Origin of the sequence: Mycobacterium sp. SA01, from assembly GCF_041287105.1 — a bacterium.
In the GTDB taxonomy this organism is placed as follows: domain Bacteria; phylum Actinomycetota; class Actinomycetes; order Mycobacteriales; family Mycobacteriaceae; genus Mycobacterium.
Map to the genome: position 1 here is coordinate 537,124 of NZ_JBGGNO010000018.1, position 16,694 is coordinate 553,817.

Consider the following 16,694-nt stretch of genomic DNA (forward strand, 5'->3'; position numbering starts at 1 on the left):
CGCCGGTAGGTGGGATGATGACAGCCATGGCCTCCCGTCGTGCACCCGATGAATCGACGACCAGACCCGCCGAACCCGTGGTGATCCGGATGTCGCCGATGGCGCATTTCGCCTCGGGCTTCCTGGCCCTGGGCCTGCTGGTGATGATCACCGTGTTCCCCACCTGGGGTGCGGTGTTCATGGTGCTGCCGATCCTGGCGTCGGTGGCGATCGTGCGGCTGCGCACCGTGGCTGACCGCAACACCCTGACGGCACGCACGCTGTTCGGCAGCCGCACGGTCGGCTGGGATGAGGTCGACGGTCTCGGGTTCGAGCGCACGTCATGGGCGCGGGCGCACCTGAAGGACGGCTCGCGGTTGCTGCTGCCCGCGGTGACGTTCACGACGCTGCCGCTGCTGGCCGAGGCCAGCGGCGGGCGGGTGCCCAATCCTTACGAGTAATCCGGCGCTACGAGTGATCAGGCCAGTGGGTTGTTGCCGTGCAGGAACACCCACGCCGCGATGCCGCCACCGATGCCGAGCAGCAACGCGATGAACGACCCGACGAACGGGCGCCGGGCCCAGCCGCGCCCGCCGTCGAATCCGTAGCGGCCGGGGCCGACCAGAATGACGGCCGACGTCGCGACGATCAGCACCAGCAGGTACTCGATGCCGTCCGGTCCGAAGACCGCCAGGTAGCCGTCCTGGCGCTGTGCCGAGATGATCGTGAGCAAGCTGTTCACCAGGTAGGCGATCCCGCCGGCGGCCGCGATCGGGGTGAACAGCCCGAGCACCAGCAGCACACCCACCAGGATCTGGGCGCCGGCACCGGCATAGGTGAGCACGCTCGCGTGCTGGTATCCGGCGTCGGCGAGCGCGGTCTTGAAACCGTCCAGCCCCTGGCCGCCCCACCACCCGAAGGCCTTCTGCAGTCCGTGTCCGATGAACGCCGCACCGATGATCACCCGCAACAGGAACATGCCGAGGTCCTGGGTGCCGCGGCGTCCCGCGGCCTTCGCCCGTTCTTCGGCGTCGAAGGGTTCGATCTCCATCGGCGTGGCCTGCGAGGGGGTCGGGTCCAGGTGCGGCTGCACGTAGGGCAGCGGCTCGGGGTCGTGCAGCAGGCCGTAGCCGGTTGACGGCGCCGAACCCGGCAGTCCCGACGTGTAGTGCGGAATGGTCGTGGTCTCGAAGTCGCCACCGTAGGTGGCCGAGGGGAGATCGTCCTCGGGGTCGACCAGCTTGGCCGACGTCGGCCGGGCCGAGGAATCGTCGGGGCGCTGCCAGTGCGGATCGGGGCCTTGACTCGTCACGGGAGTCAGAGTAAGGCCACCCGGGGTGCAAACCGGGGATTTGAGCGGCGCTTCTAGCGGCCAATATTGCCTGGATTTCGCGTCGCGGTCGGGCCGTCGTGGCGAACATCGGCGCGATATCCGTAACCTGGCGGGCATGCAGGTACGCCGGTCGGTTCGCGGAGTGCTGGCTGGACTCTGTGCAGTGACGGTCGTGGCCGGGTCGACGGCGGGCTGCGCGAAGTTCAACAACGACATTTCGCAGCCCTTCACCACGGCCCCGCAGCTGGCCCCGGGCCAGCCGTCGACGCCGCCGCCACCACCGCCGCTGCCGCCCAAGCCCTTCCCCAAGGCCTGCCCCGCGCCCGGAGTCATGCAAGGCTGCCTGGAGAGCACCAGCGGGTTGATCATGGGCCCGGACAGCAAGACCGCACTGGTGGCCGAACGCACCACCGGTGCCGTCAAAGACGTGTCGGTGAGCGCCGAGCCGAAGATCCACACCATCATCCCGGTCGACCCCAGCGGTGACGGCGGGCTGATGGACATCGTGCTGTCCCCCACCTACTCGCAGGACGGGCTGATGTACGCCTACATCAGCACGCCGACCGACAACCGGGTGATCCGGGTTGCCGACGGCGACATACCCAAGGACATCCTGACCGGGATCCCGAAGGGCGCCACCGGCAATAGCGGATCGTTGATCTTCACCAGCCCGACGACGCTCGTCGTGCAGACCGGCGACGCGGGCAATCCGGCCCTGGCCGCGGATCCGAACTCGTTGGCAGGCAAGGTCATCCGCCTCGAACAGCCGACCACCGTGCAACCCGCGCCGCCCACCACCGCACTGTCCGGGATGGGTCCGGCCGGTGGCATGTGCATCGATCCCACCGACAAGTCGCTCTACATCACCGATCGCTCCACGGCCGGTGACCGCCTGCAGCGCATCACGCCGGACGCCAAGACATCCACGGTGTGGACGTGGCCGGACCGGCCCGGCGTCGCGGGCTGTGCCGCGCTGGATGGCACGGTGCTGGTGAACCTGGTGAACGCCAAGCAGACCGTCGCGGTGCGACTGGCGAAGAGCACCGGGTCAGTGACCGGTGAGCCCGAGGTGGTGCGCCAGGACACCCACGGTCACGCCTGGGCGCTGCAGGTCGCCCCGGACGGAAACATCTGGGGCGCAACGGTCAACCGGACCGCCGGAGACGCCGAGAAGCTCGACGACGTGGTTTTCCCACTCTTCCCGCAGGGCGGCGGCTTCCCCCGCAGCAACGCTGACAACACCTGACATCCAAACCAAACGGGTCTCCCGTAGCTGGTCGTTTTCGATCCACATCCGCAGGTGGCGGCCCTGTCAGCGAACCCGGCTCTGGTAGCGTCTACCAAATATCGGGTTCCAGCCAATGGAGGAGTCGTGGGTCGCTCGCGCATGACACCGAACGTGGGGACGAGCCATGCCTACGACGACGGCACGCGGCGAACCGAGATCTTGCAGACCGCGGCCTCGATCATCGCGACGTCCGGCCTGCGCACGTCCTTGCAGGAGATCGCTGACGCGGCAGGCATTCTTCCCGGCAGCCTGTACCACCACTTCGATTCCAAAGAAGCGATCCTTGTCGAGTTGCTGCACCGCTATCACGAAGACCTGGACCGGATCGCCGACGAGGCGCAGAGCCGTCTCAACGATCCCGACTTCCACCCGGCCTTCGACCAGATCGCCGACCTCTGCAAGGCGATCGCGCAGTGCTCGGTCACCCATCGCGCGGCTCTGCAGATGTCGTTCTACGAGGGCCCCAGTTCGAATCACGAGCTGACCGTCCTGGCGGCGCGCCGCCCTGCCGCTCTGCTGCAGTCGATGCTGGAAACCCTTCGGGCAGCGCGCTGGAGCGGCTATCTGAGATCCGATGTGGACCTGGCCGTGCTGGCCGAGCGGATCGTGCAGACGATGCTGCAGATCGGGCTCGATGTCATACGCGGCAACGCAAGCTCCGACAAGTCGGCGGCGCTGCTGTGCCGAATCCTCCTCGAGGGGCTGGCCGCCGGCTCACCGACCGACGAACAACTGGATGCGTCCGCGGCGTTCCTGGCCGCCGACGCGGTCGTCCGGTCCTGGGCCGATGGCGCCGACGCTGAGGCCGACGACAAGGCGGCCCACGTACGCGCCATCGCCAGAACCGAATTCGGCAAGAAGGGCTACGAGGTCACGACCGTCCGCGACATCGCATCGGCGGCCGGCATGGGCACCGGGACGGTGTACCGATTGATCGGGTCCAAAGACCAGCTGCTGGCGGCGATCATGCAGTCGTTCGGCGAGAAGGTCGCCATGGGGTGGTCGGAGGTCTTGGCGTCGGACTCCTCGAGCGTCGAGAAGTTGGACGCCCTGAGCTGGATCAATACCAATGCGATGGACCGCTTCGCCGACGAGTTCCGGATTCAGCTGGCGTGGATGCGGCAGTCTCCTCCGGACACGCCCAACCCGGGATGGCTGTTCACCAAGCGGGTGCGTCAAATGAAAGCCTTGCTCTCCGAAGGCATCAAGTCCGGCGAGATCAGCATCGACAGCCCGTCCAACGATCTGCTGGCTCGCTCGGTGATCTGCGTCGGCTGGATTCCCGAGAGCATCCTTCGCGAGGTCGGCACGCGGGCCGCACTGTTGTGTGTGCGCGACACATCACTTCGCGGCGTCGTCGTCACGCGGTCGTAGGTTCGCTCGACACTGTCGTTATCGCGCGAAGTTGCGAGTAACGGTGTCGATAACTACAGCCCGAACAGGGCACGCCTCGCTACTGCGGATCGAAGAGCACCGGCAACGACGTCGGCGACCGGAAGATCTGTCCGCGAATGTGCGGGTCGTCCCCGTCCGGGTCCATCCGCAGATTCGGCAGGCGGTCCAGCAGAAGGTTTACGGCGGTGCGCATTTCGAGCCGAGCGAGGTGCATGCCCAGGCATACGTGCACGCCGTATCCCCAGCCGAGGCTACTGCGCTGCTCACGGAAGATGTCGAACCTATCGGGATCCGGCCAACGGTCCTCCTGCCGGTTCGCCGCCCCCAACATCGGCATCACCGACGCACCCGCCGGAATCGGCACCCCACCCAGTTCGGTGTCGCGGGTGGCGACCCGAGTGATGGTGAGCAGCGGCGGATTCCACCGCACCCCCTCCTCGATGGCCTGAGGCAGCAGCGACCGATCAGTGCGCACCGCGTCGAGCTGAGCGGGGTCGGACAGCAAGGCGAACAACAGATTGCCGAGCGATCGGTACGTCGTCTCGACGCCGGCAGGCAGCAGCAGTCGCAGAAACGAGAAGATCTCCTCGTCCGCCAGCTTCGCCCCGTCGATCTCGGCGGCGGCCAGCAAGCTGATCAGATCGTCGCGCGGCTCGGCACGGCGTGCCTCGAGGATTGGCCGGTAATACTCCACCAACGCCGCCGACGCCGCCAGTCCCCGTTCGGGATTCATGATCCAACTCAGCAGTGAGATCGACCAGCGCTGAAACTGGGGGTAGTCCTCCTCGGGCAGCCCCAGCAGTCCGGCGATGATCCGGCTCGGATACGTGAAGGTGAATTCTTTCACCAGATCCGCCTTGCCATTCGCGGCGAAGGCGTCGATAAGCTCGTCACCCACCCGCGCGACCAGTTCGTCTTGGAAGCGCGCCAGCGACTTCTGGGAGAAGGCCTTCGAGATCAGCGCCCGCAACCGGCCGTGCACGGGTTCATCCATGCCAAGCATCACCCCCTCGCCCAGTACCGGGCCGAAGGCCGCGATCACCCCGGCCGACGAGAACGTCTCGTTGTCGCGCAGCATCTGCTGCGCCTCCTCGAAGCGGTACACGATGAACACGGGTAAACCGGCTTCCCCGGGCATCGACGACCCTTCGATGCGCTGAACCGGCTCTTCTCGACGCAGCCGGGCCAGCTCCGGAAACGGATCGCGCACGTTGCCGGACACGACATCGTCGAACGAACCGAAGTCGTCGAGGTCGTCGAAGAGTTGTTCCATACCGGGCTCCTAGATTGGGATTCGTGGTCAGCCGGCGGGATTCGCCGGGGCGCAGGCGCCGTCACCGGGCGGTGGGGGCGTCACATCGGGGCGACCGTCGGGCAGGCCCTGCTGCCAGGTGGACCACTTGCCCACCGAGAACGGACCCTGCGCCCCCGCCTTCTCGTAGTTGCCCTGCGGGTCGTAAACCTCGGCCTCGGGGTAGGGCCACGGGCACGCGACGGAGGTGGCGGCGCCGCTGGCCTTGATCACCCAGAACCAGCTGCCGTACGCGAAGTACGAGACGTTGATGATCGCGAACATCACCAGGAAGGTGCCCAGGACCGGCCGGGCCGGGAAGATGCGGGCCCTGGCCGCGAGCTTCTCCGCGACCGACTTCCCGGTGTCGTCGCGGTAGACCAGGATGGCCGCCGGGATCATCACGAAGGTCACCGACAACGACTCCCAGAGCAGCGGGAATTGGAATGTGCTGCCGGGGAATAAGGTTCCGAACGGGATCGCCTGCGAGTAGATGTACAACCCGGTCCGGACCAGGCTGATCTCCAGCATCGCGTCGAAGACGAACCCGATCACCAGCACCAGGGCGCCGAGGCTGATCAGCGGGTGCCGGCTGACGTACGCCGCGGGTCCGTACTTGGCCTGCAGCTTGCGCAAGATCCAGATCGCCGGAAAGTACGGCCCGAAATAGAACGTGACGTAGCCGAACACGATGAAGGGCTCCACGGTCGGCGACATCATGATCAGGTACCAGGATTCCGGCCAGTGCACCAAGGCCGGGTTGTACACCGCGTACGGCGACCAGTTCATGATCGGGTCCTGCCACACGATGAGCGTCGTGCACAGCACCATCAGCAGCACGGGGCTGCCCGGGTTCTTGCGCCAGCCGCGGATGAAGACGACGGTGAGCGCCGCGACCATCAGCGCGGCACCGATCTGCGGCACCAGCTGCCAGTGGTCCCAGCCGTTGAGGAACTCGACGGGGCGGGGCCGGCCCTCGACGTTGGGGTTGGCCACCCGCGGGTCGACGTGGGTACGCCCGACTGCCGCGAACACGCCGAGAAAGCCGAGCCAGGCGACCAACGAGATCACTCGGCCCCAGTTCGGCCCGGTGCGAACGGTTTCCGTGGGTGTCGGCACGAATTCCTGGGCTGTCATCGGATCAGTCCTCCGCACCGAAGCGATCCACCAGGTGCGAGTTGATGCCGTCGGCATCGAGCGTGCGCGCCACCAGGTAGCCGGCTCCCATCCACGCGCGACGCGTCCATTTGCCCAGCGACACCCGGGTTCCCGGCGCACCGGAGGCGGCCGGCAACATCTTGACCCGCTCGAGTGCCTCCTTCACACCCCGGGGGCTGAGCGGGTGCGAGTCCGCGAACGCACGCACCAGCGTCGCGGCCACGTCATGGTTGACCACCGTGACGCAATACTCGGGCCGGCTGCCGTCGTAGCGCCCGGCGTAGCGGTCCAGCCACGCCTGCCCGATCGGGTTGCCCTCGTCGTACTGGTCGACTCCGATCCAACCCATGAAGGCGTTCCACATGATCGGGTTGACCCAGGCGTTCTGAAAGGCGGTCGTGGTGAACCGCGGCGGATCCCAACCGAGCGCCTCCAGCGCCGGGTTGACAAAGACGATCCCGAACCCGAACCCCAGGTGCACGATGGCTTCCGCCTTCGCCTCGTGCAGCGAGCGGACCGCCTCGTCGACATCCTGCGCCGTCTGAGCGATGGCAGCTTCGGCGGCGATGCGAATACCCTTGCGGCGACATGCACTTCGAAGGTTCTTCAGATAACTTTCGCCGATCAGGCTTTGTTCGACCAGTACACCGATCTGGGTCAGACCGCGCTTGGCGACGAGATCAGCGATGAAGATCGGTTCGTCGGTCATCGAGCCCTGCGGAAACGCGAACGTCCACTCCCCCAGCCAATCGTCGGTGCCGGTGACGCTGATAGCGGGAACCTTGAAGCGGTCTTCGATCGCCTCGCGCAGTGGCACACAGTTGTCGGTGATGTTGGGCCCGAACACCACCAGGGCGCCGTCGTCGACGAGCTCGGCATAGGCGTCGATCACTGCCTTCACACTGCCTTTGGGCAGGCCCTCGACTTCTCTGTAGATCATCTGCACGGGCCGATCGATGACACCGTCGGCGATGGCTTCCTCGAAGACCAGCTCGAAGCACCGGGTGAAGGACGACAGGAGTTCGTCCGGGAAGCCCGGCGGCAACGTGAAGTCCATCAGGTAGCCGACCTTGATCGGCTCGGCGGTGCTCTCGTAGGACATTGACGTCTCCTGGTCAGGCCGGAGCGGCGAGGTAGATGTCGATCATTTCGGCAAGCCCGCGACTGACGACCGCATCGTCGGTCAGCGGTCCCGCGATCGCGGCGAGCGCCGCATCGCGCATCGGTAACCCTTCGGCGACCAGCCGTCCCGCCGCGATCAGCACCCGCGTCGATGCCACCTCGCGGAGTCCGCCGGTCTCCAGGCGGCGTACCGCGTGGCCGAACCGCACCAGTTCAGCTGCCACCGAACGGCCGACGCCGGCCTCCCGGGTCACGATCTCCTCCTCGACTTCGGCTGCGGGGAAACTGAAGTCGATGGCAACCATGCGCTGACGAGTTGAGTCCTTCAGATCCTTCAGCACACTCTGATAGCCCGGGTTGTAGGAGACGACCAGCCCGAAGCCGGGCGCCGCGTCGAGCGTCACGCCGAGCCGTTCGATAGGGAGCTGGCGGCGGTGATCGGCGAGTGGGTGCAGGACCACCGTCGTGTCCTGGCGGGCCTCGACCACCTCGTCGAGGTAGCAGATCGCCCCCTCGCGCACCGCGCGGGTCAGCGGCCCGTCGACCCATACCGTCTCGTCACCGCGCAGCAGATAGCGGCCGACCAGATCGGCGGTGGTCAGGTCGTCGTGGCACGCCACGGTGATCAGCGGGCGGCCGAGGTCGTGGGCCATCGCCTCGACGAACCGGGTCTTGCCACAGCCCGTGGGACCTTTCAGCAGCAGCGAAAGCCCCTGCCGGTAGGCCGCTTTGAAGACGGCCTCCTCGTTGCCGAGCGCCTGGTAGTACGGACGCTCGCCGCCGGGAAGACAGGTGGCACCGTTGTGGTGCTCGAGCTCGCCCGGGAGCTGTGGCATGACGTTCTTTCCTTCCCCGCCGTTCTGCGGTGTAGGCAGCCTATCGCGGAACAGATGTTTGTTTCAAGCGCGTCCCGCCGGCACCCGTCGCCGGGCCTCAGCTGCGCGGACGGCTGACCGGAACAGCGGTCCGACCACACCGTGAAGCTGTTCCGGACGGCTCACCACCGCATGGGCAGCGCTGCCGAAGACGCGACGAAGCTCGGCTGAATCGACGCTCGCACCCACCGTCAGACACACACACCCCGTACCGCTGCGACGCGCCTCGGTCAGTGCCCGGCGCGCGTCTGCGGCGCCGTAGCCGCGCTCGTAACCGTGGTCGTAGGCAAGGCCGTCCGACAACACGACGAGTAGGCGTCGCGGCGTTCCGCCCCGCTCCTCGAGCACCCTTGTGCCGTGCCGGATGGCGGCCCCGAGGCGCGAATACGCCACCGGTTCAACGCTGTTGAGCGTGCGCAGCACTCGGGTGTCCAGATGGTCGTCCATGCGTTTGATCGGCATCACGTTCACTGCATTGCGGCCCTGAGAGTTGTAGGCGTACAACGCAACACGATCACCTAGGTCGTTCAGCGCCGCGACCAGATCGGCGGCGGCGCGGCGTTGCTGTTCATGGACTGTCTTGCCCAGCGTCCCGGCCTCCGCCGACGAACCCGATACGTCGAGCAACACCAGCACCGACAGGTCGCGGCGGCGGCGCAGGCTGTCCAGATACACCGATTCATCGGGCACCGATCCGGCCCGCACCTCCACACGTGCGGATACAGCGGCATCGATGTCGATCTCATCGCCTTGGGGCTGCCGGTGCCGGCGATGCAGACCCATGCCGAGGCGCGCGAGCGGGCGGCGGAGCGCGACGGCATCGGCGATGGCCGCCGAAGCATCGGGCTCCACCCGGGGTTCGACCTCGCGGACCGTGCACCAGTTCGGGCGGTACCGCATGTGGTTGACGTCCCACTCCGGATAGGTCATTCCGCTCGCATCAGCGTCCGCCCCGTCTTCGGTCGCCGCTGACGCGGTCGAGGACACCGCGTGGGCGCCTCGCGTGGACACGTTGGCGCGATGCGTCGGTGAGTCCGCGCCCGGGGGCCCACCGCCAGAACTGCCGGCACGGGTGGACGACAGCATCTTCTTCAACCACTTCCCGATGAACCCGCCACCACCGACCGGACTGGAAAAGAGGTCGGGACCGTCTGCCGCCGTGATCAATTCACCGTCGTCGAGTGCCTCGATCTCCGCCGCGCCATCCCGTCTCGGGATGTGGCCGACCGAGTCATGGTCGGTTGCCTTGGCCCCACGCCTGATCGTCTCGAGTACCTGCTTCGGCCGGATCTCCCCGAAATACGGAGGCGCTTCGACAATCGGCGCCGAACCTCTCGCGATCGCCAGTGACTCCGAGGCCGATTGGCTGCCGCCCGCGACTGCAGGTGTAGCCGGCGACGCCAGCGCGCCCGGCAGTACGTCGGCGTTCGCCAGCACCGCGCGGCGCCCCTCGACGGCCAGGTACCGAGCTACCAGCTGGGTCTTGCGACCCAGCGCTCGGACGATCTCCGCATCGAGACTGCCCGCCGCGATGAGCGATGCTTGCACGGCGATGGCGTCGATGATCGCGCGCCGGTCGCCGCCGGGATCGACGAAGATGCGCTGGCCGTCGGTCCACGACGGCGAGCCGGGCTCAGCGGGCGCCACCACCACGGTGTGGCCCGCCAGAGCCGATGCCATGACGGCCAGCCGGGCGAGTCGCTCGTTGTCCACCACCGAGCACCTCCGCCCGTCCGGACCGGCCCTCGGCCTCGTTGACCAAATATCTGTTCCACCGTAGAGTTCGATCGAACAGCAGTCAACTGCCTGGTTACGCGGTGTCGGGGTCGCGGTTATCCGAACCGAATTGACAAGGGTGACGACATGATCGACTTCACGGGCCAATCAGTCATCGTGACCGGAGCCGGTCGTGGGCTCGGCCGGTTGTACGCGCTCGACGTGGCCAGGCGGGGTGCGGCCGTCGTCGTCAATGACCTCGGTTCGACCATGCACGGGGACGGAGTGGACTCGTCGGTCGCCGATTCGGTGGTCGAGGAGATCACCAGTTCCGGAGGACGCGCGGTCGCGTCATACGACTCGGTCGACACCGCGGCGGGTGGGGCGGCGATCGTCGACGCGGCCATCACGTCGTTCGGCCGCCTCGATGCCGTCATCAGCAACGCGGGCATCTTCGGCAGCGTCGCCTTCGACGAGCTCTCGCAGGACGATTGGACGCGAATGCTGCGGGTCCATCTCGATGGCGGCTTTCACCTGTCACAGCCTGCCTACCGGGTGATGAGGGCGGCCGGCGGTGGCCGCTTCGTGTTCATCTCGTCCTCGGCGGGCGTCTTCGGCCAGCCGATGGAGGCGCACTATGCGGCAGCCAAGGCGGGCCTCATCGGTCTGGCGAATGTCATTGCGATCGAGGGGCAAGCGCACGGAATTCGCGCCAACTCCGTGCTCCCCACGGGGTTCTCCCGGATGGTGACCGAGACCGTCGGCGACGAGAAGTTTCTCGCCGAATCCGGCTTCATGCGCGCCATCAGACCGGAACTGGTGGTCCCGCTGGTGGTGTTCCTGGCGAGTACGGCGTGCACGTTCACCCATCGCAACTATTCGGCATGCGCGGGACGCTACGCGCGGGCGTTCATCGGGCTCAGTGAAGGGTGGCTGGCCGATGTCGGCACCGTGCCGTCAGCCGAAGACATCTCGGGCCATCTCGACCAGATATCGGCCACCGAGAAGTTCATCGTGCCGGAGTCGATCGTCGACGAGGTCCTCGAGGTCTGTGATCGCCGCGGCATCAGTCCGATGCCGGGCGGCGCCGACGTCGAGTTTCCGGAACCTCCGAAGACGATGTCCCGAAACTGATTCCACGACCGCGTCGTGCCGGCCGCACGCCCGCCGCTGTGGGCTGACGGCTCAGCAGATCCGCGGAAGTTGTTCGCCCAGTTCACGTTCGATCACCCGGGTGGTGCCGAACGCGGTGCGCCCGACCACCATGCCCGGATGGTCGGCAACCACCCGGCCGATGACAACCGCTCCCGCACCTTCGGGCCGGGAACGCATTGCCGCCAACACCGCATCGCTGTGCGCCGGGTCGACGAAAGCCACCAACTTGCCCTCGTTGGCAACCTGAAGCGGATCGAGCCCGAGGAAGCTGCAGGCCGACGACACCGCATCGGGAATCGGAATCCGGTGCTCGTCGAGTTCGACGCCGACACCGGCGGCGCGGGCTATCTCGACGGTCGAGGCGACCAGCCCCCCGCGGGTCGGATCACGCAGGGTGTGTACGACGTTCGGGTCGGGCACCGCCGCCAGCATCGCCGCCACCAATAGATGTAGCGGCGCACTGTCGGTGACCACCGTCGTCCCGAAGTCGATTCCTTCGCGCACACTCATGATCGCCACGCCATGCTCACCGAGATTGCCGGACACGATCACGTGGTCACCGGGACGGGCTTGCTCAGGCCCGATGCGGACGCCGTCGGGTATCACACCGACACCGGCGGTATTGACGAAAAGGCCGTCCGCACTGCCTCTTCCGACGACCTTGGTATCGCCGGTCACGATGCCGACGCCCGCATCAGCGGCCGCCTTGCCCATCGTCTGAGCGACGGACCCGAGCACCTCGAGCTCCAAACCCTCCTCGATGATGAAGCCGGCGGTCAACCCCAGCGGCTGAGCACCGCTCATCGCGAGGTCGTTGATCGTTCCATTGATCGCCAAGTCCCCGATGTTGCCGCCCGGAAAGAACAGCGGGTTGACCACATAAGAATCGGTGGTCAGGGCAATCCGCCCACCGGCAACGGCCAGCACCGCGGAGTCACGAGCCGGGCCACCATCAGAGCCGAAGGCAGGCAGGAACAGATTCTCGATCAGCTCCTCGGACAGGATCCCGCCGCCGCCGTGGCCGAGCACAATGCGTTTGGTCTCCCGTAATGGCAACGGACACACCCAATCCGACGGATCGATACCCACCGAATTAGACATGAGCGGCCCCCAACCGCCGGAATTGGTAATACGCTGCGCACGCTCCCTCACTGGACACCATCGTGGCGCCCAGCGGGGTACGGGGCGTACAGCTGGTGCCGAATGCCGGGCACTCGTTGGGCTTGAGCAAGCCCTGCAGCACCTCCCCGGCGTGACACTCGGCGGACTCCTGTACCTGCAGGTGCCCCACGCCGAACGTGAGTTCGGCATCGAATTCGGCGTAGCGCGGCGAGAGCGCCCACCCTGACTTCGGGATCATGCCGATCCCGCGCCACTGCCGATCGACCACGGTGAACACCTCGGCAAGCGTCTGTTGCGCCACCGTGTTGCCGGCGTCGCTGACCGCCCGCGGATAGGCGTTGCGCAGTTCGGCCTTGCCCGATTCGAGCTGATCGACCACCTGCCGCACGCCTTCGAGCAGGTCCAGCGGCTCGAACCCGGTTACCACGATGGGTACGCCGAACTTCTCCACGAGCGGCCCGTACTCCGCGGTGCCCATCACGGTGCAGACATGGCCGGCGGCCAGGAACCCCTGCACCCGGTTGGTGGGCGAACTGAGGATCGCCGTCATCGCGGGAGGTACCAGAACGTGTGAGATGAGCACCGAAAAGTTGGTCAGGCCAAGCCGTTGGGCGTGCAGCACCGCCATGGCGTTGGCGGGGGCGGTGGTCTCGAACCCGACGCCGAAGAACACCACCTGCTTGTCAGGGTTGTCGGCGGCGATTCGGGTGGCGTCCAAGGGCGAGTAGACGATCCGGACATCACCACCGCGGGCGCGCACACTGAACAGGTCGTGGCGGCTACCGGGCACCCGCAGCATGTCGCCGAACGAACAGAAGATGACGTCGTCGCGGGCGGCTACCTCCAAGGCCCGATCGATCATCTCCAGCGGGGTGACGCACACCGGGCACCCCGGACCGTGAATGAACTCGACCGCACCGTCGAGCAGCTGATCGATGCCGTTCCGGATGATCGAATGCGTCTGCCCGCCACACACTTCCATGATCGTCCAGGGGCGACTGGCCTGGCGCCGGATAGCGTCGACCAGAGTCCTGGCGGCGGCCGGATCGCGGAACTCGTCGAGATACTTCATGCCGGCTCCCGCCTGCCCTGCCCCTCGGCGCCACCGAGTTCCTCGTCGAGCACGCCGAGTTCTCGGAACATCCGCAACGTTTCGTTGGCCGAGTCCTCATCGAGTCGGGTGATCGCGAAACCCGCATGGACGATGGTGTATTCGCCGATCTCCATGTCGGGCAGATATGCCAGGCACACGGTTTTGGTGGTTCCGCCGAAGTCGACGGTCGACATCCGAGTGCCGGCCTCCTCCCAGATTTCGATCACCTTGCCGGGGATTCCGAGGCACATACGCCGTTCCTTTCCGATACAGCCGAGGCGCGCCCATCGGCGAGCGTCGCGGCGGCGATGGTGGCCTGGCCCAGCGCCAGCCCACCGTCATTGCACGGCACGACCCGGTGACTGAGCACCTCGAAGCCGCCCGCGGTGAGCACCTGCCGCAGGCCCTGCAGCACAAGGCGATTGGCGAACACGCCGCCAGTCAGTCCGATGACCGAAATCCCCACCGCACGAGCGCATTCGGCGGTTGCCATCGCGGTCGCGCGGATCACCGCGTCGTGGAAGCCGGCGGCCAGGTCAGCAGCCGGTGTACCGCGCCGCAGCCCCTCGACGATCCCCGTGATCAGCGGTGCGGGGTCCAGCACACCATCGGCGACGCGGAAGTCCAACGGACTCGCGTCGCCCCGGCGAGCCAGGTGCTCGAGCTCCACCGCCGCCTGGCCTTCATAGCTGACCTGCTGGCAGACGCCGAGCAGGCTGGACACCGCGTCGAAGAGCCGACCCATGCTGGTGGTGGGGACGCAGCCGAGGCCGCGCGGGATCTGCTGGCGCAGGATGTGCAGCGACCTCTCGTCGAGCGCCGCCACCGACGGCAGGTCGCCCGCCCACTCGATACCGGCCCGGTGCAGCAGGTCCAGAGCGATCCGGGCGGGATTGCGCACGGCACCGTCACCGCCGGGCAGCGCGAACGGTCGAAGGTGACCCACCCTGGTGAAGCGGGCGGCGTCGGTGATCGCCAGCAGTTCGCCGCCCCAGATGGTGCCGTCGGTGCCGTAGCCCGTGCCGTCATAGGCGACCGCGATGACCGGCGTACCCAGCCGGCGGTGTTCGGCGAGCAGCGAGACGGCGTGGGCGTGATGGTGCTGGACGGCGAGGACGGGCCGGCCCTCGGCGTAGCGCCGCGCCCACGCGGTGGTGGCGTACCCCGGGTGCAGGTCACAGGCGATCACGTCCGGGGTGCGATCGGTCATGAACGCCAGATGCTCCAGCGCCGCCTCGAAGCAGCCCTGGGTCCGCGGGTCGGCCATATCGCCCAGATGGGCGGACATGTGGGCGTGGCCGTCCGCGCCCACCAGACAGAAAGTGGTTTTCAGGTCGCCGCCGGTGGCGAGGATGACCCGTTCCGGCAGTGGGCCGGGCACCGACACCGGCAGCGGGGCGTATCCGCGCGAGCGTCGCAGCGGCACGTGCGCACCGCGGTCGTCGATCATCACCACCGAGTCCTCGCACGGCACGTGGATGGGACGGTCATGGGTGAGCACGGCGTCGGCGAGCCCATCGATCCAGCCGAGATCGTCATCGCGGAACACGATGGGCGAGCCCCCCCGGTTCGCCGACGTCATCACCAGCGGGACACGGCCCAGCCGATCGAACAACTGGTGGTGCACCGGTGAGTAGGCGAGCATCACACCCACCTCGGTCAAGCCCGGAGCTACACCGTCAGCCACCCTTCCCGGCCGGCTGCCGACCAGCACGATGGGTGCCGACGGCGCGGTCAGGGCGGTGGACACCGCGTCGTCGAGCATGGCGATCTCGCCGGCGCCGGCCAGGTCGGCGACCATCACCGCGAACGGCTTGGCCGGCCGGTTCTTGCGGCGGCGCAGTTCGGCGACGGCGGCGGGATCGTCGGCTCGGCAGGCCAGATGGAAGCCGCCGATCCCCTTGACCGCGACGATCAGCCCGGCCCGCAGCGCGGCCACCGCCGCACCGATCGGATCATCGGTGTTCGGCGAACCGCCGGCGGGCCGCCACGTCAGCCGAGGCCCGCACTCCGGGCAGGCGATTGTCTGCGCGTGATAGCGGCGATCCAGCGGATCGTGGTACTCGGCGTCGCATGCCGGGCACATCGGGAAACCGGCCATCGTGGTCGCGGGCCGGTCGTAGGGCAGATCGGTGATCACGGTGTAGCGCGGTCCGCAGTTGGTGCAGGTGATGAACGGGTGCCCGTAGCGGCGGTCGGCCGTGTCCCGCATTTCGCGCAGACAGTCCGCGCACACCGCGATGTCGGGCGGAACCAGGGTGCGCGACTCGTCGCCGCATTGGCTACCGATGATCTCAAAGCCGTTGTCGCCGTGCGGTTCCAGGTGCCGATGGGACAGGTCGTCGATGCGCGCCATCGGCGGTGTTCGGTACCGGATCGCCTCGATCGCCGCCTCGACGTCGGCGGCCGGGCCCTCCAGCTCGCAGTGCACCGACCCCGCGTCGTTGTACACGAAGCCGCCGAGCCGGTATTCGGCCGCGATCCGCGCCACCGACGGGCGGAAACCCACGCCCTGCACCACCCCGGCGATGTCCAGACGCACCCGCACAGTCATCGGATCGCCGTCGGCTCGGGCCCCGGACAACGCCGGTAGTAGTCGATGCTCATGAACCTCCTGAGCAGATGAAGGCCACTCGCGCCGATGGGCTGTCCACGCGGGTGGATCACCACCACGCTAATCCCGCGATGCTGGGTCCACAATCACAATCTCGCAGCGAAAGTCTGCGTTTTTCCGTCCAAAAGGCCCTCGGCTGCGGCACCGGGGCGCTGTAGGGTGCAGGCCTGCCCGACTCGGAAAACGGAAAGATCGACAGTGCACGAATTGTCGCTGTGCCATGCAATTGCCGGGGTGGTGCGACCCTACGCGGCCGGCCGCCGTGTCGATGTGGTGCGGGTCCAGATCGGCGCCCTGCGGCAGGTGGTGCCCGACTCATTGTCGTTCTGCTGGACGCTGGTCCGCGATCACGAGAGCATGCCCGAGGCCGAGTTGGAGCTCGAGTTCGTCGCCGCGGAGGTGGCCTGCCACAGCTGTGGGCAGCATTCGGAGATCGCCTCCCGCTGGACGGTGTCCTGCCCGCAGTGTGAGAGCGCCGACGTGGAAATCGTTCGGGGCAACGAGTTCCTGGTCACCTCACTGGACGTGACATGACCTACGAAGCGAAAGGTGG

The 16,694-nt window shown here is 67.2% G+C and carries 15 protein-coding genes; 5 read left to right on the plus strand and 10 right to left on the minus strand.

What is annotated here, in order from left to right:
• Window positions 1–17 precede the first annotated feature (17 nt).
• Entirely contained in the window at window positions 18–440 is a 423-nt protein-coding gene (locus AB4879_RS15575) for a PH domain-containing protein (RefSeq protein WP_370508264.1), read from the plus strand.
• A 17-nt stretch (window positions 441–457) separates the two neighbouring features.
• Here AB4879_RS15575 and AB4879_RS15580 read toward each other — a convergent pair whose 3' ends face one another.
• The gene (locus AB4879_RS15580; RefSeq protein WP_233209260.1) at window positions 458–1,291 is read right to left on the minus strand and encodes a DoxX family protein; all 834 of its coding nucleotides are present in this window, start codon (window positions 1,289–1,291) and stop codon (window positions 458–460) included.
• A 136-nt stretch (window positions 1,292–1,427) separates the two neighbouring features.
• Here AB4879_RS15580 and AB4879_RS15585 point away from each other — a divergent pair, with 136 nt between their 5' ends.
• A complete protein-coding gene (locus AB4879_RS15585) occupies window positions 1,428–2,558 on the plus strand; it encodes a sorbosone dehydrogenase family protein (RefSeq protein WP_370508265.1) in 1,131 nt (376 codons plus the stop codon).
• A 126-nt stretch (window positions 2,559–2,684) separates the two neighbouring features.
• The gene (locus tag AB4879_RS15590; RefSeq protein WP_370508266.1) at window positions 2,685–3,974 is read left to right on the plus strand and encodes a TetR/AcrR family transcriptional regulator; all 1,290 of its coding nucleotides are present in this window, start codon (window positions 2,685–2,687) and stop codon (window positions 3,972–3,974) included.
• A 79-nt stretch (window positions 3,975–4,053) separates the two neighbouring features.
• Here the strand turns inward: AB4879_RS15590 and AB4879_RS15595 are convergent, their stop codons facing one another.
• From AB4879_RS15595 to AB4879_RS15615, 5 genes are all read right to left on the minus strand, one after another.
• Window positions 4,054–5,268, minus strand: coding sequence for a cytochrome P450 (locus tag AB4879_RS15595; RefSeq protein ID WP_102806920.1), 1,215 nt, complete (start codon window positions 5,266–5,268; stop codon window positions 4,054–4,056).
• A gap of 27 nt (window positions 5,269–5,295) precedes the next feature.
• Entirely contained in the window at window positions 5,296–6,423 is a 1,128-nt protein-coding gene (locus AB4879_RS15600) for a spirocyclase AveC family protein (protein WP_370508267.1), read from the minus strand.
• A 4-nt stretch (window positions 6,424–6,427) separates the two neighbouring features.
• Window positions 6,428–7,546, minus strand: coding sequence for an ABC transporter substrate-binding protein (locus tag AB4879_RS15605; protein ID WP_370508268.1), 1,119 nt, complete (start codon window positions 7,544–7,546; stop codon window positions 6,428–6,430).
• A 13-nt stretch (window positions 7,547–7,559) separates the two neighbouring features.
• A complete protein-coding gene (locus AB4879_RS15610; protein WP_370508269.1) occupies window positions 7,560–8,402 on the minus strand; it encodes a CbbQ/NirQ/NorQ/GpvN family protein in 843 nt (280 codons plus the stop codon).
• 63 nt (window positions 8,403–8,465) lie between these two features.
• Entirely contained in the window at window positions 8,466–10,121 is a 1,656-nt protein-coding gene (locus AB4879_RS15615; protein WP_370508339.1) for a nitric oxide reductase activation protein NorD, read from the minus strand.
• A gap of 183 nt (window positions 10,122–10,304) precedes the next feature.
• On the opposite strand from AB4879_RS15615, the gene AB4879_RS15620 reads away from it, so the two are divergent.
• A complete protein-coding gene (locus AB4879_RS15620; RefSeq protein WP_370508270.1) occupies window positions 10,305–11,291 on the plus strand; it encodes an SDR family NAD(P)-dependent oxidoreductase in 987 nt (328 codons plus the stop codon).
• Between the two features lie 51 nt (window positions 11,292–11,342).
• On the opposite strand, the gene hypE is transcribed toward AB4879_RS15620, so the two are convergent.
• The 4 genes from hypE to hypF are packed head-to-tail and all read right to left on the minus strand — an operon-like array spanning window position 11,343 to window position 16,081.
• A complete protein-coding gene (hypE, locus tag AB4879_RS15625; protein ID WP_370508271.1) occupies window positions 11,343–12,413 on the minus strand; it encodes a hydrogenase expression/formation protein HypE in 1,071 nt (356 codons plus the stop codon).
• Window positions 12,406–13,506, minus strand: a complete 1,101-nt coding sequence (hypD, locus tag AB4879_RS15630; RefSeq protein WP_370508272.1) for a hydrogenase formation protein HypD — start codon at window positions 13,504–13,506, stop codon at window positions 12,406–12,408. The genes hypE and hypD overlap by 8 nt, the downstream gene beginning before the upstream one ends.
• Window positions 13,503–13,778: a HypC/HybG/HupF family hydrogenase formation chaperone gene (locus AB4879_RS15635; RefSeq protein ID WP_036339226.1), complete on the minus strand. Its 276-nt coding sequence runs from the start codon at window positions 13,776–13,778 to the stop codon at window positions 13,503–13,505. Before AB4879_RS15635 ends, hypD begins: the two co-directional genes overlap by 4 nt.
• The gene (gene hypF / locus AB4879_RS15640) at window positions 13,751–16,081 is read right to left on the minus strand and encodes a carbamoyltransferase HypF (protein WP_370508273.1); all 2,331 of its coding nucleotides are present in this window, start codon (window positions 16,079–16,081) and stop codon (window positions 13,751–13,753) included. Before hypF ends, AB4879_RS15635 begins: the two co-directional genes overlap by 28 nt.
• Before the next feature lie 258 nt (window positions 16,082–16,339).
• Here hypF and AB4879_RS15645 point away from each other — a divergent pair, with 258 nt between their 5' ends.
• Window positions 16,340–16,675 (plus strand): hydrogenase maturation nickel metallochaperone HypA, encoded by a 336-nt coding sequence (locus AB4879_RS15645; RefSeq protein ID WP_370508274.1) that lies wholly within the window; start codon window positions 16,340–16,342, stop codon window positions 16,673–16,675.
• Window positions 16,676–16,694: the final 19 nt, after the last annotated feature.